21 protein-coding genes are annotated in these 21,830 nt (G+C 34.7%); 3 read left to right on the forward strand and 18 right to left on the reverse strand.

All coding sequences use genetic code 11. The features are described from left to right. The first annotated feature begins 55 nt into the window (after window positions 1-55). Window positions 56-370, forward strand: a complete 315-nt coding sequence (locus B6K90_RS03215) for a hypothetical protein (protein WP_088011127.1) — start codon at window positions 56-58, stop codon at window positions 368-370. A 152-nt stretch (window positions 371-522) separates the two neighbouring features. Here B6K90_RS03215 and B6K90_RS03220 read toward each other — a convergent pair whose 3' ends face one another. The 4 genes from B6K90_RS03220 to mobB form a co-directional block, all read right to left on the reverse strand. Continuing rightward, the gene (locus B6K90_RS03220) at window positions 523-915 is read right to left on the reverse strand and encodes a hypothetical protein (RefSeq protein WP_088011129.1); all 393 of its coding nucleotides are present in this window, start codon (window positions 913-915) and stop codon (window positions 523-525) included. A gap of 202 nt (window positions 916-1,117) precedes the next feature. Beyond that, window positions 1,118-1,765, reverse strand: a complete 648-nt coding sequence (locus B6K90_RS03225) for an MOSC domain-containing protein (protein WP_088011131.1) — start codon at window positions 1,763-1,765, stop codon at window positions 1,118-1,120. 139 nt (window positions 1,766-1,904) lie between these two features. Next, window positions 1,905-2,561, reverse strand: coding sequence for a molybdate ABC transporter permease subunit (gene modB, locus B6K90_RS03230; protein ID WP_088011134.1), 657 nt, complete (start codon window positions 2,559-2,561; stop codon window positions 1,905-1,907). Window positions 2,562-2,614: 53 nt separating this feature from the next. After that, window positions 2,615-3,148, reverse strand: coding sequence for a molybdopterin-guanine dinucleotide biosynthesis protein B (gene mobB / locus B6K90_RS03235; RefSeq protein WP_088011136.1), 534 nt, complete (start codon window positions 3,146-3,148; stop codon window positions 2,615-2,617). Window positions 3,149-3,390: 242 nt separating this feature from the next. Here mobB and B6K90_RS03240 point away from each other — a divergent pair, with 242 nt between their 5' ends. Next, window positions 3,391-3,747, forward strand: coding sequence for a DUF2294 domain-containing protein (locus tag B6K90_RS03240; protein ID WP_088011138.1), 357 nt, complete (start codon window positions 3,391-3,393; stop codon window positions 3,745-3,747). A 40-nt stretch (window positions 3,748-3,787) separates the two neighbouring features. Here the strand turns inward: B6K90_RS03240 and moaC are convergent, their stop codons facing one another. From moaC to B6K90_RS03300, 12 genes are all read right to left on the reverse strand, one after another. Beyond that, window positions 3,788-4,270, reverse strand: coding sequence for a cyclic pyranopterin monophosphate synthase MoaC (gene moaC, locus B6K90_RS03245; RefSeq protein ID WP_088011140.1), 483 nt, complete (start codon window positions 4,268-4,270; stop codon window positions 3,788-3,790). A 43-nt stretch (window positions 4,271-4,313) separates the two neighbouring features. Continuing rightward, window positions 4,314-4,883 (reverse strand): molybdenum cofactor guanylyltransferase, encoded by a 570-nt coding sequence (locus B6K90_RS03250; protein ID WP_088011142.1) that lies wholly within the window; start codon window positions 4,881-4,883, stop codon window positions 4,314-4,316. Next, window positions 4,880-5,374: a MogA/MoaB family molybdenum cofactor biosynthesis protein gene (locus B6K90_RS03255; protein WP_088011452.1), complete on the reverse strand. Its 495-nt coding sequence runs from the start codon at window positions 5,372-5,374 to the stop codon at window positions 4,880-4,882. The genes B6K90_RS03250 and B6K90_RS03255 overlap by 4 nt, the downstream gene beginning before the upstream one ends. Window positions 5,375-5,407: 33 nt before the next feature. After that, window positions 5,408-5,644 carry a molybdopterin converting factor subunit 1 gene (gene moaD / locus B6K90_RS03260; RefSeq protein ID WP_088011144.1) on the reverse strand — a complete coding sequence of 79 codons (237 nt, stop codon included), beginning with the start codon at window positions 5,642-5,644 and terminating at the stop codon, window positions 5,408-5,410. Continuing rightward, the gene (locus B6K90_RS03265) at window positions 5,641-6,111 is read right to left on the reverse strand and encodes a molybdenum cofactor biosynthesis protein MoaE (RefSeq protein WP_088011146.1); all 471 of its coding nucleotides are present in this window, start codon (window positions 6,109-6,111) and stop codon (window positions 5,641-5,643) included. The genes moaD and B6K90_RS03265 overlap by 4 nt, the downstream gene beginning before the upstream one ends. Window positions 6,112-6,153: 42 nt before the next feature. Then, on the reverse strand, window positions 6,154-7,443 hold the full coding sequence (locus B6K90_RS03270) for a molybdopterin molybdotransferase MoeA (RefSeq protein ID WP_088011149.1): 1,290 nt from the start codon (window positions 7,441-7,443) through the stop codon (window positions 6,154-6,156). A gap of 19 nt (window positions 7,444-7,462) precedes the next feature. After that, entirely contained in the window at window positions 7,463-8,479 is a 1,017-nt protein-coding gene (locus tag B6K90_RS03275; protein WP_088011151.1) for a molybdopterin-synthase adenylyltransferase MoeB, read from the reverse strand. A 262-nt stretch (window positions 8,480-8,741) separates the two neighbouring features. Next, window positions 8,742-9,767, reverse strand: a complete 1,026-nt coding sequence (gene moaA / locus B6K90_RS03280; RefSeq protein WP_088011153.1) for a GTP 3',8-cyclase MoaA — start codon at window positions 9,765-9,767, stop codon at window positions 8,742-8,744. Between the two features lie 48 nt (window positions 9,768-9,815). Then, window positions 9,816-10,607: a formate dehydrogenase accessory sulfurtransferase FdhD gene (gene fdhD / locus B6K90_RS03285; RefSeq protein WP_088011155.1), complete on the reverse strand. Its 792-nt coding sequence runs from the start codon at window positions 10,605-10,607 to the stop codon at window positions 9,816-9,818. Between the two features lie 146 nt (window positions 10,608-10,753). Then, window positions 10,754-11,233 (reverse strand): DUF1641 domain-containing protein, encoded by a 480-nt coding sequence (locus tag B6K90_RS03290; RefSeq protein ID WP_088011157.1) that lies wholly within the window; start codon window positions 11,231-11,233, stop codon window positions 10,754-10,756. A 12-nt stretch (window positions 11,234-11,245) separates the two neighbouring features. Further along, window positions 11,246-14,173 (reverse strand): formate dehydrogenase subunit alpha, encoded by a 2,928-nt coding sequence (gene fdhF / locus B6K90_RS03295; protein ID WP_139840677.1) that lies wholly within the window; start codon window positions 14,171-14,173, stop codon window positions 11,246-11,248. 265 nt (window positions 14,174-14,438) lie between these two features. Continuing rightward, window positions 14,439-15,437, reverse strand: coding sequence for an NAD(P)H-dependent flavin oxidoreductase (locus B6K90_RS03300; RefSeq protein WP_088011162.1), 999 nt, complete (start codon window positions 15,435-15,437; stop codon window positions 14,439-14,441). A gap of 446 nt (window positions 15,438-15,883) precedes the next feature. Here B6K90_RS03300 and B6K90_RS03305 point away from each other — a divergent pair, with 446 nt between their 5' ends. Beyond that, window positions 15,884-17,332, forward strand: a complete 1,449-nt coding sequence (locus B6K90_RS03305; protein WP_088011164.1) for a L,D-transpeptidase family protein — start codon at window positions 15,884-15,886, stop codon at window positions 17,330-17,332. A gap of 87 nt (window positions 17,333-17,419) precedes the next feature. On the opposite strand, the gene B6K90_RS03310 is transcribed toward B6K90_RS03305, so the two are convergent. Together B6K90_RS03310 and dacB are read right to left on the reverse strand one after the other, a co-directional pair. After that, the gene (locus tag B6K90_RS03310) at window positions 17,420-18,370 is read right to left on the reverse strand and encodes a LysM peptidoglycan-binding domain-containing protein (RefSeq protein ID WP_088011166.1); all 951 of its coding nucleotides are present in this window, start codon (window positions 18,368-18,370) and stop codon (window positions 17,420-17,422) included. 339 nt (window positions 18,371-18,709) lie between these two features. Beyond that, entirely contained in the window at window positions 18,710-21,604 is a 2,895-nt protein-coding gene (gene dacB / locus B6K90_RS03315; protein WP_088011168.1) for a D-alanyl-D-alanine carboxypeptidase/D-alanyl-D-alanine endopeptidase, read from the reverse strand. Between the last annotated feature and the right edge of the window lie 226 nt (window positions 21,605-21,830).

Raw genomic sequence — 21,830 nt, forward strand, 5'->3', positions numbered from 1 at the left:
TTCAACGTAAACAACGATAGGACTTTACTTGGAGAGGTGGGTATGATAGGCTCGTTTGCCTGATGAAACCTCTTTAACAAATTTGTTTGGAATGAGGTTAAAACCAAGTATTTGGGCAGTTATATTGAGATGTCTTTGGTTTGGCGGGTATTCAAGTAACTGTGAGTCTTTGAATGACGCAAAAATTAGAGCTGAAAAAGCATCAAAATTATTAATACAATATGCCCAAGAACATTCGCATATTGTATTGGTTGGCCATGGATTTTTTAATCTGTTGATTGCTAAAGAACTTAAAAAGAATGGTTGGATAGCAAATAAAAAAACAAGTTCGAAACATTGGCATACAACTACATTTTCAGTCGATCGTTAATAGATTTTTATTTTTAACAACAAGGGGTGCTTCGGCATCTCTTTTTTGATTCAATAAATATCCTTTTCCTCCACTCACATAAAATGAAAAAGGAGAATGAATTCATTATGAAATCATCCTCCAAATAGTTTGAAAATACTTATAGTGACTCCTCATTTACTAGCTAAACGTTTTTCAAAATTCGCCTTAAACAACAGAATAGCATCAATATTTACAGCAAAATCGTGGTCACTGATATTAAAATTAGTTATAAACTCGTCAGACCTTTCACGAACCATAATTGTCGGACGGTTATTTTCACCAATCGATTCCGCCGTTACACCACTTCCATAAATATACCAGTTAGTTTCAGTTGGCTTTTTATTTGCATTTTTAGATAAGTCATTTTTTATTATTTCGCATAAATTATCCATAAAATCTTCATTAAGATTAATGACTTTTCCAAATTTACCCTCAACAGTTAAATCAGCATCTCCATACCATATATTCCTACTTGTTCGCTTTCCGTCTTCTGAAGTGTAAGTTTCATCATACAAAATCTTCATTTTCATTACCACCCCGTTAAAATATAATTTCTTAAGCCTATTTTATACTAATTAGAAATTGTAAAATAGCTTGCAGTTAGTCACACTATACTTTAGGATTGTCTAATTTAATTCAAAAAAAACCAGTTTAATTTAAAATAGCCTATTTATTAATAAAAAGGAGCCCACCAACTCAATCCACATCCCTTTAACTAGTAAAATATTAAACTAAATTCTCCAAACGCTTATTTAACCGATTTCTCCAATCTTCTGCTAACTCAGGAACTTCCAATATCGCTTTAATCCCTTCAACGTCTTTTGGATGATGGAAATAAATCTCATTGCAATATAAAACCGAAACTTTGTTTTTTTGAGTTTCGATTAATTCTATTTTTGAATCTTTTCTGATCGTTCCTTCTTTTAATACACGGCATAAGTAGCCTGTAAAACCAGTTTCTACGATTCTCTTAAGTGCTACATTCGTTCTCCTTGTAATTGTGTCACAAGGTATTCTACTTTGTGTAATTTGTATGATAGCATCACCAATTTGGTAGATATCGCCAATGCATACGTCCTTTTCTAGCATATTTGTAACTGTAATATTCTCTCCAAATGCAGAAAGTGGTAAATTTATATTAAACTCTTTTTCCCATAGCTCGTAGTGCTCATATGAATACACACATACAGCTCGATCTGGGCCCCCATGATGCTTTAAGTCGGCAACTCCATCACCTTTAAAGCCTTCTTTGGATAAGTAAACTTCTTCTATTTCCTTTTTACAAATCCCCGTTATCATCTCTTTGTTTTCGCCGTATTCCATTTTACTCGGTAATCCTACTGCAAGATTAATTAACTCAACTTTATTTGCCATACTTTCCACCATCTCCTTTTAAGGTTTCTAATGGTAAAACTCGGTTTTATTTTATGTAAACTAGAATTCTGGAATTAAAAGGAAAAATCTCCTACATACAGATTATATACTAATTAAGAGACAATATAAATTTGCAAAATTATTTTTGTTTCAACTGTACTACTAAAAGCATAATAAAAGAAATTAAGACCATTGAAAGCACCCATAACCAAGCCATTTTCATATTTCCAGAATCAATTGCTAAATAAATTGCCGTCGGGACAGTTTGAGTTACACCTGGTATGTTTCCAGCAAACATAAGTGTAGCACCGAACTCCCCTAGTACTCTAGCAAAGCTTAGAATGCTTCCTGAGATAATGGCTTTTAATGAAAGTGGAATTGAAATAAAGAAAAAAACGTTCCATTCATTTGCTCCACAAACTCGAGCTGCCTCTTCAATCTCGTTATCTACACTTTGAAATCCAGTTTTTGCCGATTGATACATAAGCGGAAATGCAACTACAATTGAAGCAATTACAGCGGCCCACCATGTAAAAACAATTGGCTGTTTAAATAGCCATTCGATCATTTTTCCGACAAAGCTTTGTCTTCCGAAAATGACTAATAGTAAAAATCCTACAACAGTAGGAGGAAGAACTAAAGGTAACATTAAAATTGTTTCTAGAAGTGTTTTACCTTTAAAAGATTTCATAGAGAGAATTCTTCCAGCTATAGTCCCTAAAATAATAACGATAACTCCTGCGACGATCGTAACCTTAAGGGAAATCTTAAGGGGTATTAAAAACTCTTCTAACAATTAATCTCCTCATTTCAAATCATTTTTCATCTATTTCTTAAATATTTTACCTTTTAATCCTCTATGAAATTATCTCCTGTAATTTCATTTATCAAGAAATCTAAATAATTCTCTTCATCCTCAAGAAGGAAATAGTGATACTCTTTCAATCTACTCTCTTCAATCTCAACATGGCTTATCACACATTTAATATTCGATAATAAATCAAGTAAATCTAGATCATCCTCACTTCTTATTAATACTACTTTTGGGTAACTTTCCCTTTTATAACCTTCAATAAAAATAATATCAGTAGAAAAAAAGCGATATAATTCAATTGTTTTCTTTAAATTCCAATTGATTGAATTTGTTCTTAATTGTAAGACTCCATCACCTTCAACGCTAGAAACGATTGCTCCTGCATTCAAGTGACGAATACTGTCTTTACGATTTGTTTCTAAATCAGGAGCACCGCCATGCCCGTGATGTTTTATAGTAGCAGCTAATAATCCTTGATGATTTGCCTGTTTGATTAGTTTTTCAGTCAGTGTTGTTTTCCCACTATTTTGATAGCCTACGATTTGTATAATGGAATGTTTCTTATTCATCGCTCTCAATTCCTTTTTATGAAATACTCTTATTATAAGGAGCCCACTTTAAAAAACACCATAAATACAAAAATCAATTTAATCGATTTTGATTCATGGTTGAGTAGTTTATTTCAATTACTAGTTTCGAACTTTCTTTAACTAAAATTTAGTTGTAGATGTGCACAAAAGTTTTTTTCTTTAAATTTTCTAACCATTGTTTTATGATAAGAAAAACAGAACTAAGTTAAGGGGTATTTGTAATGTCTAAAGTCATCCATGAATTTAATGACTATATACGAAAACTGCGTAAAGAGCTATTTGGTAAAGGGCCTGAAAGAATCCATACTGTTTTTGTTGAAAATATGGCTGTTTCAACTTTGTATGGAAATCTTACTCCTACCGAGCTATTTATCGCTCAAACTTCTGAAGGGCGTGATATCGTACATAATGCTAGAACTAAGATGATTCAAGATGTATATGCGAAAAATCCTCCAGTTAAGTTAGAAGAAATCGTTGATGCTAAGTTTATCAATCTTTTCTCCGATATGAAAGTTGAAGAAGATATTGCGATTTCAGTATTTGTGTTTGATAAAAAATTGGAAAACTTAATTGATTAAATAGGAGATGCTATTAATTAATTAAGCTTATGTTCCAATCTTATTTATGGAAAAAGTCGCCGCTTTTACCACCTGTTTTTTGAACTAAAAACGTTTCCTTTATGACCATACTTTTATCAACGGCTTTACACATATCGTAAAATGTAAGGCCTGCTACACTTACAGCTGTAAGTGCCTCCATTTCGACTCCAGTTTTCCCACTGCATTTCACTGTAGCACGGATGATTAAATCGTAACCATTAGGTGCCTCTACATATTCGAATGTAAAGTCAGTCCCAGAAAGTGCGATTGGGTGACACATTGGAATAATGTCTGAAGTTTTTTTAGCTCCCATAATGCCAGCAATTTGTGCAACATTTAGCGGATCACCTTTTTTAATTAATCCATTTTGAATTGCTTCATACAATTCCGTTGAAATCGAAATTGTACTTTGCGCAATTGCTGTTCTAGTTGTAATGTCTTTTTCTGATATATCGACCATTTTAGGTCTTCCTTCTTTATTCCAATGGGAAAATTCACTCATGGGAGTTCCTCCTGGTAATTCTTAAATTTGATTGTTCATTTTTTCAAATCCAGTCATTCGGACGATTTATATTCTTAAAGATCATATCGTCACTTGAAAATTGGACAGTCATTACATGCACTTCACTGAATAATAACTGAACTTTTCGATTGTTTTTATCTAAAATCTCTTTCATTTTTTCGATGCTATTCCGATGATAAAGCGCAAATAGTGGTTGTAGTTTATCGGACTGAATCGGTACGATTGCATCAACATTCGTATTTTCTGCCTTGGCGATCATATTTTTTACAAAGTCAGCTGTAATAAAAGGTGTGTCACAGGCTAAGACAAAATACCAGTCATAGCGTGGTCTGTTTGAAAATGCGTTGTACATCGCATACAAAGGTCCTTGGTATTCTTCAGCTTCTCCTTCAATGACAAAGTCTAGATCATTTTTACTAAAATACGGAACTAGTTTTTCGTTTGTTGAAATGATAATAGGTGAAATAGAATTTTCCTTTAAGGCTTCTACACTATATTCATACAATAATTTGTCTTTATACGTTTCAAACATTTTTGGTTTACCGTAACGGGAGGATTTCCCACCTGCTAAAACGACGCCAGCTATGTTCATTGTCTATTTAATTCTTCCACAAAATGTTGGCATGTTGGTAAAATAAGTTTTGACATTGCTAGATTTACTGCGTTCTTTGAACCTGGAATTACGTATATCGCTTTATCATGAAAACTACCTGCGATTGCTCTACTAAACATAGCCTTTGCACCGATTTCTGAGTAACTTAATGAACGGAACAGTTCTCCAAATCCTTGCATTTCTTTATCGAGCATCTTAGAAATTGCTTCATATGTAACATCTCTTTTCGTAAAACCAGTACCACCAGTTATGATAATAATTTGAATCGAATCATCTTCACTCCACGTTCTAACAATCGAATCGATTAATGCTATTTCATCTTTTGTCATTTTATAATCATGAACAATATGATTTTTCTCATTTAACAAAGCTTTAATTAGTTTACCGCTCTCATCAGTTTCAACAGTTCTAGTATCACTAACTGTTAAAACCGCAGCTGTAACAACCGCTTTTTCATTATGTTTATGCATCATTCCACCTTCTTTCATGCCTAATTAAATCCATTATCCTCCACTTACTGGTGGAATAAATGCGATCGTATCTCCATCGTTTACAATTTCTTCATCTGTTACAAATTCTTCATTTATTGCAGTCATAATCTGATTCAGTTGTGGTAAATCATAGTTATTCATAAGCCAGTCTTTTAACTCTTTTACGTTTATCCCACTTTTATCAGTTACCGTCAATTCATCAGTACCAGCTTTCTCACGTAAATGAGCAAATAATAAAACTTTAATCATTTGAATTCCTCCATATTTGGTTTTCCTTTTTCGTATGGTGTATTTTCTAATTGGTCACCGATCCACATCGTACCATCTTCCCAAAACTCTTTTTTCCAAATCGGAACGATTTGTTTAATTCGTTCGATTGCGAATTCATTTGCTTCGTAAGCAACTTTACGATGCGGAGAAGAAACTGCAATGACTACAGCAATATCGCTAATCTCTAATCTTCCTACTCTATGAGTAATCGCAACAATTGCTTCTGGCCATTTTTGCTTGATTTCATCACCAATTTGGGCAAGTTTTTTTACGGCCATTGTTTCATATGCTTGATACTCTAGCGACAAAGTCTTTTTTCCTTTTGTTAACTCCCTGACTGTACCAATAAAAACAGTAATTGCTCCTGCATTTCTACTTTTTACTTTATCTGAAACTTCCTCAACAACAATAGGTGTATCGACAATATTAAATAATGTTTGTTCCAAGTAAACCACTTCACTTTTCTTAAATTAATAGAATACTACTGCTTATTTATACGCTGGAATAAATTCATACCAAGGCCATTTACTTCCTTCATGGCCTTCTAATAATAGTAAGTCGACTGACATACCTTTTTCATATTTTCTAGTTCCTCCAGGTAATACAATAAAAGCATCTGTATAAGCTAACGAAGATACAGCGCTCGACTTATCAAAACCTGCTGGAATTGCTGTTAATTGACCTTCTTGATAAACAATTTTTCCTCTTACAAATCTTGTAAATGGATTTGGTTTTGGAAAGTTTTCTCCTAAAATTGCACTTACTCGTTTAAAATGTGGTGTTTCGTTAAATAAATAAGTTTGGATAATCGGTCTCACAAATAGTTCAAATCCTACAAAACAAGCAGATGGATTTCCTGATAAACCGAATAATAATTTATTTTCAAAATGCGCTACTGTTGTTACACTTCCTGGACGCATTGCGATTTTATTAAATAAAACTGTCGCTCCTAATCTGGCGTAAATATCTGGTAAATAGTCATAATCACCGACAGATACACCACCTGTAGTAATTAAAATATCAACTTGCTCTAAGGCATTTTTAACTTCTGAAAAACAAGTATCCAAATCATCACTAAACTTTCCTAAATATTTAGGAATCGCACCTGCTTTTTGAATTTGAGCGAGAACCATATAAGAATTACTATTGCGAATTTTACCAGGTTCAAGTTCTTGATCGACATCAAGCAGCTCACTCCCTGTCGCAATGACTCCGATGACTGGCTTCTTCGCAACAGGAACTTGGCTATATCCAAATGTAGCAAGTAAAGCGATAACTCCAGGGTTGATTTCAGTTCCTTTTTTAACAAGAATATCACCTTTATGCGTTTCTTCCCCTTGGAATGAAATATTATCGCCTTTTTGATAAGAACGTTTAATTTCAATAAACGTTTTACCTTCAGTTTTAATCTCTTTCGCTAATTCAAGCATGACAACGGCTGAACAACCTTGAGGTATTTGAGCCCCGGTCATAATACGAACAGCCTGCAATGGCGCTACTTCACTTGGAAAAACTGAACCGGCTCCAATTTCTCCAACTACTTCAAAAATTGTTGGATTTTCATTGCTTGTAAGAATAGTATCTTCAGCTCGAATCGCAAAACCATCATATGGAGAGCGGTCGAATGCAGGTATATCCTGATCCGCTTTAATATCATCAGCTAATAGTCGTCCATATGCTAAATCAATTGATACCATTTCTTGTGATCCATGTGTAGCAAAATCCATCACTTTACGAACTGCTTCTTCTATTGGTAGTGGAATTCGTTTTTCGACCATTCTTTTCATCCTCTCACTATTAACCTAATAAACGATAATATAGTTTTTTAGCTTCCTTGATATCATTTGTGCCATGAACAAAAACCCTTCCATCTTGAAAAACAACAAATCGATAATCCTCTAATTGACAAGAGATCAAATACGGATTCCGCCCTACTTTTCCGTGTTGTTTTAGTTGATTTTCTAGTTCATTAAAATCATAATTTTTAGTCATTGAAGGTCTAATTTGAACCGTGTTTCGCCCACAAAGTGTACTAGTTTTCGTTTGATTTTCAAAAGATAAATAAGGATACGTCCTATTTGTTCCACATGAAAGACAATCATCTGATTTGAGTTTCGTCACTTTAAATGAAAAATGTTGGTTATTCCATAAATCAAATGTAAGGAATTTTGGATTAATAGCTGAAACATCCTCAACTAGTAGTTTTAATACTTCCGCAACCTGGTATGCTGACACCAATTGAACGGCTGGACTAATAATCCCTGCTGTATCACATGTCGCTCCAGGTACTGGTACACCTTTTAATATGCAATTTAAACATGGGGTTTTACTTGGTAGAATGGTGCAACACATCCCAAAGCTCCCAATACAAGAGCCATACACCCACGGAATTTCATATTTCTGAGATAAATCATTTATGATAAAGCGAATATCAAAATTATCTGTTGCATCAATCATAACATCCGTGTCCTTCAAATAAATGTCCATATTATCTACACTTGCATCCATTACTAGTGCATTGATGTTCACTTCTGCATTTATTTTTTGTAGACGACGTTTAGCGGCAATTACTTTCGGCAATTTCTCAAATGCATCTTCTTCACTATAAAGTTGTTGCCTTTGCAGGTTACTCATTTCAACATAATCTCGATCAATTAAAGTTAACTTTCCAATTCCCGCTCTTACAAGTGCCTCAGCGCTAGCACTTCCTAATGCGCCTGCCCCAACAATTAAAACATGTTTCTTTCTAATTAATTCTTGTCCTTTTTCACCGATTGGAGTAAAAAGCTGCTGACGTGAATAACGTTCTGACATAAGATATCCTCCATTTAAGAGCAGGATCCTTGCGATCAGAGAAAAAAGTTTTCTCCGAGTATCCTCACCAATTTTTCTGCTTTTCTTGGTTTTCCTGTATTAAATAAAGCAGCATTAAGAAATCCTCATCATATAAGGAGTTCTGAATGCTGCTTAATTTCCCTGCTAAACGAACAGAGATACCAATCATCACTTTCTAATTATTGGTTAGAGCGCTATACAGAAATTGCATAAACTCCAAACCTTTTATTATTGGTAATGATTAACCACCTATATGTGACATTTCAATTTTTTGTGATGATTTATCATTCATTTTTTTTGTATTACTTAATCGTTCATCTGAATAACGATCAGTTCGATTGCTCCATATAGAAAGAATCGTTTCTTTAATTTGTTCATCATTTTGATTAGACCTTACCAATTCTTTTAGATCATAACCTTTCGATGCAAATAAGCATGTATATAATTTTCCTTCTGCAGATATACGTGCTCTTGTACAAGTTGAACAAAATGAATCGGTCACTGATGAAATAATTCCTATTTCATCATCACTATCTTTGTAACGATATCGATTAGCAACTTCTCCTACATAATTAGCTTCTGTAAATTCTAAAGGCATGATTTCATTGATCATATCGATAATCGTTTGTTTTGCTACTACTTCATCAAGCTTCCAGCCGTTATAGTTTCCAACATCCATGTATTCAATAAAACGAAGAATATGTTTTTTCTCTTTAAAATATTGTGCCATCGGGATAATATCTTGTTCATTCTTTCCTTTTTGAACAACCATATTGATTTTAACCTTCATACCAATGTCAGCAGCGGCTTGTATCCCCTCAAGTACAGACTTTACATTTCCGCGATTACCACTCATATATGAAAATCGTTCTTCATCTAAAGAGTCTATGCTTACTGTCACTCTTCTTAATCCGGCTTCATATAAATCGTTTGCAAACTTTTTAAGTAATGTACCGTTCGTTGTTAAAGCAATATCTTCAACACCATCTATTTTTTTTAAACGTTCAATCAGTTTAGGTAAATTTTTACGTAATAAAGGTTCTCCACCAGTAATTCTAATTTTCCTTACACCTAAAGATACAAAAATACGCGTTAATCTCTCAATTTCATCAAAGGATAGTATTTTATCTTGTGATAAGAAAGAATAGTCCGGACCAAAAATTTCTTCTGGCATACAATAACGGCAACGAAAATTGCAGCGATCGGTAACAGATATACGTAAATCCTGTAAAGGTCGTTGATGTTTATCCAATGCAACATTTTTCATAACCATTGCCTCACTTCTTTTTATTTCTTAAATGATCTATTCAAGTTTCTATTTTATAATTCGCTTTGAATGAGTATAAACATTGAGTGACTGATTTCGAATAAATCCAACTGTCGTAATACCTAATTCTTCAGCTAATTGCAGAGCCAATTCAGTTGGAGCAGATTTAGTCAGAATTACCTCACACCCAATTTTAGCGACTTTTAGTAAAATTTCAGACGATAAACGACCACTAAAAACAATAATTTTATCGGAGATGCTTATATTATTTTTCAAGCAATACCCGTAAATTTTATCTAAGGCATTATGACGTCCAATATCCATTCTATTCAAAACAATCCCATTTAAATCACATAAAGCAGCATTATGGACTCCACCTGTACCGTGAAATAAAAATGCAGATTGTTGCATCTCATTCATTAATCGAAAACAATCTTGAAATGATAGTTGAACATTCACTTCTTTCATTGTTTTTGCAGTCAATGCATCATTTACAAAAACAAATCCTTGTCTACTCATTCCACAGCATGATGTAATATATCTTTTATTTTGAATATCTTTATAATATGGATTAATATTTTTTGTTTTTACATGGACAAATCCTTCTTTTTCTTGGAACCATATGTTTTCAATATCCTCGTATTTTCGGATGACCCCTTCGGATGCTAGAAATCCTACGACCATATCTTCAATATATTCTGGGGTACTGACCATCGTAACAAATTCTTGTCCATTGATTTTTACTGTGACGGGAAATTCTGTGACAACGCTGTCTTCAATATCGTTTGTTTCACCATTTTCAAAGCGGAGAATTCCTCTTCTCACTTCAGTTGGTAGCATCGTTATCGATTCCCTTCTTCCTGAAATAATATCATCTTTTTCAAAAAATATTCATTTAGATATAAACCTATCAATTAGTTTTTTAATTAAAAGGTTCATCTCTTATTATTAAACTCTTTTCTATGAAATACAAATTGTTTTTTCTATTATTCTTTTAGACCTTTTCCCATACCTTTTAGAAAGTTAATACCAAAACCAACTGCACGATTTACATCAGGATCTTTTAAAACTTTTACTAAATCAAGAATTCCTATTTTATCATCCTTATCAAGATGTTTATTTCCTTCATCGATTCCTTTTGTTACGGAATTGATTAGCTTTGTTGTTAACTCCGGGTCCACACTTGAAAGTGCTCCAGCAGCTCCCATTAAGTTATTTATGATATTCGTTACTGGCTCGCGGTTCATTTGTCCTAAAGCAATTTTTGCAATTTTCTCTTTTGATTTTAGCATTGAATTAGCAGCTTCAAGGACACCCGTGTCATTTAAATCAGACACGATGTTTAAAATTTTATTTAACGAATCTTCATTTTCTGCTAATAGAAGTTTCAAATCCTCTAGTTTCTGTTGGTTTTGCTCTTCCTTAGTTGGAACGTATTTTTGAATGGTCGTGATTGGTTGTGCCATATCTATTCCCCTTTATTTTGTCGTTAAGTGGACGTATCCTTCTTGCTCCCATTTACGCTGTACCTCAACTCCATTTTGAGGGTTTCGCTTTTTATTTCTTGGGTTTGATTTTGGCAACGGACTTTCACCTTCTACACGTAGTACTTCCATTCGTACTTTCGTTTGTTTATAAGCCGGTGTATTTGTACGGTGATCTTTTGCTGGACCTGTTAAGAAATTGATTGCAGATTCTTTACTTGTTGAATTCATCGGTAAGAACAACTCATTTTTTTGTACTCGATCAGTTACTAGTGCTGGTAATTTTAGCGCTCCATACGGCGATACTAATCGAACTAGTGAGCCATCTTTAATGCCACGTTCATTCGCAAGCTCTGGTGACACTTCCACAAAAATTTCAGGCACTTTTAATTGAATACCGTATGATTTATTCGTCATATTCCCTTCATGGAAATGTTCAAGCATACGACCATTATTAATTAATAGGTCAAATTCTTCTGGAAACTCAGTAGGTTCCATCCAATCAGATAAAACAAATCTTGCCTTTTTATCAGGGAAATTAAATCCATCCTCATAAAGCAGTGGCGTACTTGCTCCGTCTAAGCTTCCCCAAAGGAAACTATCCCAGCCTTCCATCACTTCGTAGCTAGCTTGAGAGAATAATGGTGCCAACCTTGCCATTTCAGCAAATACATCACTTGGATGTTGATAATTCCAATTTGCACCTAATCGGTTTGCAATTTCTTGGACAATCCACCAGTCAGCCTTCGATTCACCAAGAGTTGGTAATGCTTGATATAATCTTTGTACTCGACGCTCAGTATTTGTAAATGTTCCTTCTTTTTCAAGTGATGGCGCAGCAGGTAAAATAACATCTGCATATTGCGCTGTTTTTGAGAAAAAGAGATCTTGTACAACAAAGAAGTCCAAATCTGATAAAACTTCATCCACATGATTTGCATTACAATCAACAAGCGCCATATCTTCACCAACTAAATACATAGCTTTCATTTCGCCTTTTTCAATTGATTGAAGCATTTGGATATTATCTAAACCAGGTTTTCCAGCGATTTCAACACCCCACGCTTTTTCAAACTTCATGCGTGCCGCGTCATCCGTTACATGTTGGTATCCAGGAAGCCAACCAGGAAGTGTACCCATATCACATGCACCTTGTACATTATTGTGACCACGAAGCGGATAAGCGCCAGCACCAGGACGTCTATAGTTTCCTGTTGCAAGTAATAAGTTCGAAATTGCAGCAGATGTATCAGAACCACCCGTATTTTGAGTAACGCCCATTCCCCATAAAATACAAGTTCCATCAGCTTCATGAATCATTTCAGCAATTTGAATTAACGTTTCCTTTGAAATGCCAGTTACGCTTTCGGCATATTCAAGTGTATATTTTTCAAGTACAACTTTAAAATCTTCAAAGAAATGAACATTCTCATAAATGAATTTTAAGTCGTGCCAGCCTTGATCAATTATATATTTTGTTACAGCCATCAGCCATACTTGGTCTGTACCTTGCTTTGGTCTAATAAAAATGTCAGATCGTTCTGCCATTTCATTTTTACGTAGATCCGCAACAATCAATTTTTGTCCATGTAGCTTATGTTCTCGTTTAACTCTAGTCGCAAGTACAGGATGTCCTTCTGCTGGATTCGCACCGACGATAATAACTAGTCCTGCTTTTGCGATATCCTTTATCGTTCCTGCATCTCCACCCATACCAACCGTACGGAATAAGCCATCTGTCGCTGGTGATTGACAGTAACGTGAGCAATTATCAACATTATTTGTTTCGAATACTTGTCGTGCTAACTTCTGAATTAAATAGTTTTCTTCATTCGTAATTTTCGAAGATGAAATAAAACCTACAGAGCCTTTACCAAATTCTTGTTTAATGGAACCAAGTTTACTTGCAACTAAATCAAGGGCTTCATTCCAGCTCGCTTCAAGAAATACACCATTTTTTCGAATTAATGGCTTTGTAATACGCTCTTTGGAATTAACGAAATCCCAGCCAAATTTACCTTTTACACAAGTTGAAATTGCATTTACTGGTGCATCAGAGCTCGGTTGAATTTTTAAGATTTTACGATCCTTCGTCCAAACCTCGAATGTACAGCCAACACCGCAGAAAGTACAAACTGTTTTTGTCTTTTTCGTACGTGTTTCGCGCATTGCCGCTTCAACTTCAGAAACTGCGAAAATACCACTATATCCAGGCTCTACTTTTTTAACTAAATCAATCATCGGATCAAGTAATTCGTCATTTAATCCAGTCATAAACCCAGCTTCACCAAGCATTGATTTTTCCATTAATGCATTACAAGGACAAATTGTTACACATTGTCCACAACTAACACATGAAGATTCATTAATTGAAACACCTTTATCCCAAATGACACGTGGACGCTCTGCCTCCCAATCAATTGATAATGTCTCATTTACTTGTAGATTTTGACATACTTCCACACACTGACCGCATGCAATACATTGATTTGGATCATATCGATAAAAAGGATGTGACAGATCTACTTCACAAGAAGCAACTTTTGGCTTGTAAGGATACTTTTGGTGTTCAATGCCCATTTCTTCAACCGTGTTATGTAGCTTACAATTTCCATTGTTATTATCACAAACTGTGCAATATAATAAATGATTTTCTAATAAACGATCCATTGCTTCAGTTTGAGCTTCCTTCGCTTTAGGTGAAGTCAATTGAATATTCATTCCGTCAATAACTACTGTTGAACATGAGCGCTTTAGCTCACCATTAATTTCTACAATACAAGTATCACAAGTTTGAATTGGATCGACTTCAGGAACATAACAAATTTGCGGATGACTAATTTCATTTTTATTGATGATTTGTAAAATTGTAGAACCTTGCTTTGCGATTACTTCTTTCCCGTCAATCGTGATTGTAACCATGTTATTTTTCACGGTTTTCCTCCCCTTTTTTCCATAAAAAAATCCACCATGAAATACACATACCTAATAAAGGTTTTATGTCTTCATGGTGGAATAGTTTATTAGCAAATCGTACTAACATACCAATCCATTTTTTTGTTTACTAAATTGATAGAGTCATAACATTTTCCATACTATGATTCCATCTCAATAAATTTATTATAATCTTAAATTGATAATTAAACAATAGATACACGGTATGAAAGGTAAAACGCTTACAATATTATTATTTACTTACCGCTGATTTTAATTTTTCAGCGTTTTTATTTAGTTTATTAACTGCCTCACTATACTCTTCTTCGAGTTCATCTATAATATCGGCAATTGAACTGATTTTTGTAATTGCCCCAACACCATGACCAGCAGACCATATTTCTTTCCAAGCCTTCGCATTTGATTCATTTTTCATTCCATCGAAATCGACTTTATCTTTCTTTTTCAATGTTTCAGGATCAAGACCAGCCTTCACAATACTAGGAATTAGCATATTTGCTTTTACACCAGAGAATGCATCAGTCAATACGATATCATCTTGCGTTGCATCAACTAACATTTGACGGTATTCATCATTTGCTAAGCTTTCCTTCGCAACGATGAAGCGTGTTCCCATATAAGCTAAATCAGCACCCGCAGCTTGTGCAGCCAATATACTTTTACCAGTAGAAATACCACCCGCTAGCACAATAATGCCGTCCCAGAACGTACGAACACTATCAACAAACGCAAATCCATTTAAATTTCCAGCATGACCACCTGCACCTGATGAAACTAAAATTAGTCCATCTACACCAGCCTCTGCTGCTTTTTTAGCAAACTTAATATCACTCACATCTGAGAATACAAGTCCACCATAACTATGTACAATATCAACCACTACTTTTGGAGAACCTAATGAAGTAATGACAAGCTCAGGCTTATGTTTTTTCAACAGTTCAAGCTCTTCTTGTAATCTGCTATAAGAGCTATGAACGACCATATTCATTGCCCATGGTGCTATTTTACGATCTGGCTCATTTGCGCGCGCCAAAGCAAGATGATCATTTAATTGACTCATCCATTGATCAAGTACCTCAATCGGGCGAGCATTCGGTGCTGGAAATGACCCAATTACACCATTTAAGCATGCTGCCTCTACTAACTCAGGACCAGAAACTAAAAACATAGGTGCAGATATAGCTGGCACTCTCAGCTGACTCCACCATTTTTCAGGAATTTGTTTACTCATTTACATTTCCCCCTACCCTTAACGGAATATTCTGATTATTATTAATGATACATTAGTAAACTATTATTTTCAACTCTGTCTCTCATAAAAAAGCATTTTGAAAGCTACACGAAATGGCCACGCTACTAAATTTAATTTTCAAATATAATAAAGTGAATAATAAATAAAGAGTTTTATAAACTTGAATACATTAATAGAATGTTGAATTGAACAATCACACTTTTCATTTTCTTCATTAGTAGATAGAAATTTATTATTAGAATTTCAGTGACCTAATTCCTCTTAACTAAAAAAAGGAAAAAATTTCTACATCTAAACAAATTGTGACAGAGTTCGACCGAAGAAAATTGTAGAATAGTCACATATAATTAAATAATGTAATATAATTGTAATATTGCGATCTGAAGTTAAGTAAACATGGATAGATGGACTAGGACTACTTGATTATGGGAGGAATTGTTTTGGAAAGCACTTTAAATGTTAAAGGAACTAATATTCAACAAAGAAGATCATTTAAACGGTCTTTACCGTGGCATTTCATTACGCTTGGGATCATTATTATAATTGCACTTATCATTGCATTCAGCTATCAAGCTACCCATTTTAATGCTCAAATCAAGATAAACGGCATAAATATAGGTGGGCTGAGCGCTAAACAAGCACTTAATAAATTAAAAACAAGCGAACATAAAAACATCGTTTATGTAGGCGACTTGCAAATCTTGGATAGTAAAGATACAAAGATGAGCTTTACGGAAAATGATCTGCCAGCGATTAAAAAAATAGTAAAAAACCAGCGGACGTTTTTGCCTTCTTCAAAAGAAAAAAATTTTACTTTAATGCCAAGTAAACGTAATGAAGATCAAATTCATACAATGAAAAAACAGATTGAAGATAAACTTCTCACTCTTAATAAGAGCTTAAAAGCTCCAAAAGATGCGGCTGTTCAATTGAAACAAGGTAAAATTATTGTCTCTAAAAGCATTAATGGTGAGCAATATGATGTCGATCGTCTATTAAAAGACTATAAAGGACAAGAATATGCTAGTATAATCCATCTAAAACCTGTTTACATACAACCTATCAAAGAAGATAATCAAATAATAAAAAATGAAAAGAAAAAACTACAGGCACTCCTAGGACACACAGTTGATTATAAGGTTCAAGATAAAACTTATTCTTTAAATGCTAGCGAATTAATTAAGAATGCCTCTGTCTCAAAAGATATGAAGATAACGATAGACTCAGTTGGTCTGAAAAACAAGATTGCTGAAATAAATGATTCTCAATCTACATTAGATAAAAATTTTACATTTAAAACCCATTCAGGATCAGTCATTTCAGTTAAAGGACAAGGCTATGGCTGGGCATTAGATCTTGAGAAAGAATCAAAACAAGTTCAGGCGGCTTTTGAATCAGGAGAAAAATCTATTTCTGCTACTCATACTTTAGGACATGGCTGGAATAACGAAGGTTATGGTTATACTACGACAACAAACAATGGCATTGGCGATACTTATGCCGAAGTATCGATTGCAGAGCAACGTATTTGGCTTTATAAAAATGGCCAATTGGTTGTCACAACAAATGTCGTTACCGGTAAACACATTACTGGTGAAGATACATCAAAAGGAGTGTGGTATATCCTTTATAAACGGACACCATCTATTCTCAAGGGCTCTCACGTAGGTAGTGGGTCTTATGAAATTAAGGTCGATTATTGGGCACCATTCACAAATAGTGGTCAAGGTTTCCACGATGCTAGCTGGCGAACTAACTGGTCAAGTAATGCCTTTTTAACTGCTGGTTCGGGTGGCTGCGTTAACACACCACCTAGTATAATGAAAACTGTGTTTGATAATCTTAGCACGTATGAGCCGGTAGTAATCTATTAAATAAGAGCAGTCTATATATGCTATCCACTCACCTTTTATAAAAAAACACTGGATCCCTTTGGGAATTCCAGTGTTTTTTATAGGATATTAGTTTAATATTGTTACTTTTACTTGTTTTCTTCCGAAATTAATCGCATCTTGTTTATTTGCTACAAAGACATCAATTCGATTTCCTTTGATTGCTCCTCCAGTATCCCCAGCGATCGCTTCACCATAACCTTCTACATACACTTTACTTCCAAGTGGAATTACATTTGGATCAACTGAAATGACTTTTGTATTTGGATTCTTTTTTAAATTAATTCCAGTAGCTGTAACCCCAGAACACCCTTTACAAGAAGCTGTATATGCAGTAGCTTCCACTGTAACTACTTTAGAGCCTTTTGATTTTGGAGTAGATGCATTTTCTTTTGGTTTAGATACTTCTTCTTTTGGTGCAGGTGCACTTTCTTTTGGTGTAGATGCTTCTACTTTTGGTGCAGGTGCACTTTCTTTTGGTGCAGATGCTTCTACTTTTGGTGTAGCTACTTTTTCTTTTGGTGCAGCTACTTCTACTTTTGGTGTAGATACTTCTTCTTTTGGTGCAGCTACAATCTTTTGTGACACTGTTTCTGATGGCACATTTGAAGTAGTTTCTGTTTTTGTTGCAGTATTTGCAACTTCAGATGGAGCAATATTTTTTACACCTTCAAAGATTAATAGATTTAATCCAGGGTGGATAAGATCCGTATGTAAGTTGTTCCATTCTTTAATTTGTGAAACTGTTGTATTATGATTTTTTGCAATATCCCATAAAGTATTACCTTCTTCAACTAGATAATGTTTTTCTGGTGCAATCGTTAGTTCATCACCAGGATGAATAAGGTCTGAAGTTAAACCGTTTAACATTTTAGTATTTTGTACAGAAGTATTATTTGTACGAGATAGGTCCCAAAGGGTATCCCCTTTTTTTACTGTGATCGTTGCAGCCTGTACATTAGCACTTACAGTTACTGAGAGTACAGTAGCTGCTGTAATCGTTATTAATTTTTTAAGCATTTCTTTTACCCTCCATGTTCCTTCGTTTGCTAATTTAGACTAATCGTAACATAGATTTTCGAGAAAAAAGTAACAGGGAGATGATAAATCATTTACTTTCACAGCATGTTTATTACAGTGATATATCAAAAATTATGGAATTATCGGCAAAAAAAGCATTTCTTCAGCCTCTTTTCAAGTTTAATCCCCCGTGGTATTCGGTTCTAGCTCATTCTTTTATAGACTAAATGAATATTACAAAATATGACTAAAGTAATTACATAAGTTACATATATTAATTATTTTGAAGAATAAAAGCCGTCTCTTCATATAGACGGCTTTGTTGATCTTAGTTTTGTTCTATTTAAATGTAACTCCAGCTAATGCTACGCCAATTTTATTTTGTGCATCTGTAAGAGTACTTGAAGTTGATGTATACCCGTTCATTAGAATCGCAAAATACAGATGTTCACCATCTTTAGTAGTCACATAGCCTGACAGTCCGCTCACACCTGTAAGGGTACCGGTTTTAGCATGCATATTATTTTCAGCAAGTGTTTGTACCATTCGGTTTTTCAATGTGCCATCAACGCCTGCAATCGGGAGAGACTGATAATATACACCAAAATTAGGTTCTTTACTCATTCCTACAAGTAAAGATCCGATTTGGCGGGCAGAAATCATATCATATCTACTTAAACCAGATCCGTCTACCATTCTATATGTTGGCTCAATACCGAACTTAAGTAAGTTGTCTTTAACAACTTGTACACCTGCAGAAGAGCTTCCTTCCCCTTTCTTTTCCGCTCCAAGTCGCTTTAGAATCATTTCAGCATAGAAATTGTCACTGTTTTTGTTCATATAGCCAAGAATATCCCTTAACGGAGGAGATGCTATTTGAGCTATTTTCTCACTTCCTTCTGTCACAACGCCAGTCTTTACCACTACTCGCTTATTTAATTTAATACCCTCTTTTTCCATTTCTTCTTTAATAATTGTACCTGCATACAAAGATGGCTCCTCTACAGCGATCTGTTCATTATTAGGTTGTACACCTAAAGGTAGGTCTCCTTTTAAGTGAATTATGTTCTTGCCTCGTTCTTTTTCAATTGCAAATGTATTCTTTGCATCAGCTGATACTGTTTTCGATTCATTTATAATTTGCACATACTCGGTTTGAGGTTCTAAATGATAGGATACTTGTTTCCCCACTTCACTAGGTTGATAGTTTACTAGAACTGAACTCCTATTAATTGATAACGCACTTATCGGGGCATTGTATCCATATGTTTCATCATCCCATGCCCATCCAGTTCCAAGTCGCTGTGAGTCATACTGGCTTTCATCAATTATAATATTACCAGTGATTTGAGTAATTCCTCTTTTCTTTAAATCCTCCACTAGTTTTGCAATCTTTGTACCGTCTTGTTGGCCAGATGGATCTTCTGACTGCAGTGTTGGATCCCCGTATCCTTTAATAATGACATCCCCTTCTACTTTTCCATGCTTATTTGGTTGCGCAGTTAAATAAAGTTCCGTTTTGAATACATAGTCAGAACCGAGTTCTCTTAGTGCAGTAGCTCCCGTCAAAAGTTTCATATTTGAAGCAGGCGTAAGTAGATCATCACCATCTCGTTGATACAGCACTTCTTCCCCACTCTTACGGTCAAGTGAACCAACAACTATACCTGTAGTTACACCTTTTAAATTTTCTTGATCCAAAATAGGATCTATAATGGTAGAAAGTAAGAATGTATCAGCTATTGTTTGTGCTCCTTCACCTATTTGATTTGGATACTGGCTCAACAGAACAGCAACCGCATCTTGAAATGCTGTGGCTGAAGATGATGTGCGAACACCGTTTAAGAAAATTGAAAACGCAAGCTTATCACCATTTTGATCTGTTACATAACCTGATAAACTATTTACTCCGCTCATAGAACCAGTTTTGGCGTGTACATTTTTTTCAGCACTCGTTCCGATCATTCGTGATTTAATCGTTCCATCAACACCTGCAATTGGTAATGACCGTTCAAATACATCCTTATACTCTTGTTTAGACACATAAGTTAATAATTGTGCCATTTGCTTTGGTGAAATTAAATCCATACGCGATAAACCGGATCCATCAACCTGTCTATAGTTTGTATCAATTTCAGCTTTTTTGAGAAATTCCTCAATAACGTCTGCTCCTGCATCAAAGCTCCCCTCATTTTTAGCAACTACTCCTAATGCTTTCAAAAGCATCTCCGCGTAGAAATTGTCACTTTGCTTATTCAACTGAACAATCAATTCACTAAGGGGTTTGGAGTTATGTACAAGAATCGGAGTACCTGTTGTCATTTTAGTCTTTTCTACTTGCACTTTTTTCTTTGTTATGTCAATTCCTTCCGTATTCAAAGCTTTTTTCCAAACATTACCTGCAAACAGAGCTGGGTCGTCTATCGCTACATCTTCAGTATAGGCCGATGAAAGTTTACCAATCGTACCACTAATAACAATTGTATTTGTTCCACGAGGTCGATCGATCGTAATGTTATTTTTGCTACCATCAACAATTTGCGCATTGTTTTGAACAGTTACATAATCGGTAATAGGATTCATCCCTAATGAAGGTGATTCACCAGTAGCACCATCTGGAGTAATAGAAAGACTTATCATATTTTCATGCACAGCTAATGCGCTGATTTGAGCATTATATCCATATGATTCATCGTCCCACATCCATCCTGCTCCAAGTCGGACGTCATCATAGTAACTATCATCTACTAATAGATCTCCACTAATGGATGTAATACCTTTCTTTGACAGTTCCTTTGCCATATTTTGCATATCCACTTCTGATAAGGATGGATCACCGTACCCTTTGACAATTACATCGCCATGCAACACTCCTTTTTTGTTAATTTGACCAGTCGTGAACACTTCAGTTTTAAATTGGTAATTAGACTTAAGTTTATCAAGTGCTGCTGCAGTTACAAACAGCTTTAAGTTAGAAGCCGGTACAAATGTTTTTTCCGCGTCGTATTGATCCAATATTTCTCCTGTTTTAATGTTATACACTGCAATTCCTGCATGCATACCGATTGTGCTTGAGTTTTTTGATAAATCAGCGACTAGACGATCAATTTGCGGAATGGTCTTGACTACAGATGTAGTTTCAGAAGACTTCGCATATGCTGGTAGCGTGAAAACTTGAAAAGCCAATACAGAACTTAACAATAGTTTGCTACCAATCCGTTTCATTTTTCTCATCAATACTCTCCCCTTTTGTTTATAGTACAACTATAAAGATTCAAAATTTTCCAAATTTACCCTTTATATTTATCGAAATAATTTAAAAAACCCAACAATTTATCTACGGAATATTCCTAAACTAAGGCTTTTAATCTATTAAGCTCGTAAGTAATTATTTCAAAAGTAAAAGTTCAAGAAGAACGATCCCTACTACTAATTAACGAAAATAATGCATAAAAAAAAG

Origin of the sequence: Gottfriedia acidiceleris (assembly GCF_002128425.1) — a bacterium.
GTDB classification, from domain to species: domain Bacteria; phylum Bacillota; class Bacilli; order Bacillales; family Bacillaceae_G; genus Gottfriedia; species Gottfriedia acidiceleris.

Excerpts from the sequence above, each read along its gene's own strand:
- B6K90_RS03220 (WP_088011129.1), bottom strand. The coding sequence starts at position 915 with ATGAAGATTTTGTATGATGAAACTTACACTTCAGAAGACGGAAAGCGA.
- B6K90_RS03225 (WP_088011131.1), bottom strand. The coding sequence starts at position 1,765 with ATGGCAAATAAAGTTGAGTTAATTAATCTTGCAGTAGGATTACCGAGT.
- mobB (WP_088011136.1), bottom strand. The coding sequence starts at position 3,148 with ATGAATAAGAAACATTCCATTATACAAATCGTAGGCTATCAAAATAGT.
- B6K90_RS03240 (WP_088011138.1), top strand. The coding sequence starts at position 3,391 with ATGTCTAAAGTCATCCATGAATTTAATGACTATATACGAAAACTGCGT.
- moaC (WP_088011140.1), bottom strand. The coding sequence starts at position 4,270 with ATGAGTGAATTTTCCCATTGGAATAAAGAAGGAAGACCTAAAATGGTC.
- B6K90_RS03250 (WP_088011142.1), bottom strand. The coding sequence starts at position 4,883 with ATGAACATAGCTGGCGTCGTTTTAGCAGGTGGGAAATCCTCCCGTTAC.
- B6K90_RS03255 (WP_088011452.1), bottom strand. The coding sequence starts at position 5,374 with ATGCATAAACATAATGAAAAAGCGGTTGTTACAGCTGCGGTTTTAACA.
- moaD (WP_088011144.1), bottom strand. The coding sequence starts at position 5,644 with ATGATTAAAGTTTTATTATTTGCTCATTTACGTGAGAAAGCTGGTACT.
- B6K90_RS03270 (WP_088011149.1), bottom strand. The coding sequence starts at position 7,443 with ATGGTCGAAAAACGAATTCCACTACCAATAGAAGAAGCAGTTCGTAAA.
- B6K90_RS03275 (WP_088011151.1), bottom strand. The coding sequence starts at position 8,479 with ATGTCAGAACGTTATTCACGTCAGCAGCTTTTTACTCCAATCGGTGAA.
- moaA (WP_088011153.1), bottom strand. The coding sequence starts at position 9,767 with ATGAAAAATGTTGCATTGGATAAACATCAACGACCTTTACAGGATTTA.
- fdhD (WP_088011155.1), bottom strand. The coding sequence starts at position 10,607 with ATGCTACCAACTGAAGTGAGAAGAGGAATTCTCCGCTTTGAAAATGGT.
- B6K90_RS03290 (WP_088011157.1), bottom strand. The coding sequence starts at position 11,233 with ATGGCACAACCAATCACGACCATTCAAAAATACGTTCCAACTAAGGAA.
- fdhF (WP_139840677.1), bottom strand. The coding sequence starts at position 14,173 with ATGGTTACAATCACGATTGACGGGAAAGAAGTAATCGCAAAGCAAGGT.
- B6K90_RS03300 (WP_088011162.1), bottom strand. The coding sequence starts at position 15,437 with ATGAGTAAACAAATTCCTGAAAAATGGTGGAGTCAGCTGAGAGTGCCA.
- B6K90_RS03305 (WP_088011164.1), top strand. The coding sequence starts at position 15,884 with ATGGGAGGAATTGTTTTGGAAAGCACTTTAAATGTTAAAGGAACTAAT.
- B6K90_RS03310 (WP_088011166.1), bottom strand. The coding sequence starts at position 18,370 with ATGCTTAAAAAATTAATAACGATTACAGCAGCTACTGTACTCTCAGTA.
- dacB (WP_088011168.1), bottom strand. The coding sequence starts at position 21,604 with ATGAGAAAAATGAAACGGATTGGTAGCAAACTATTGTTAAGTTCTGTA.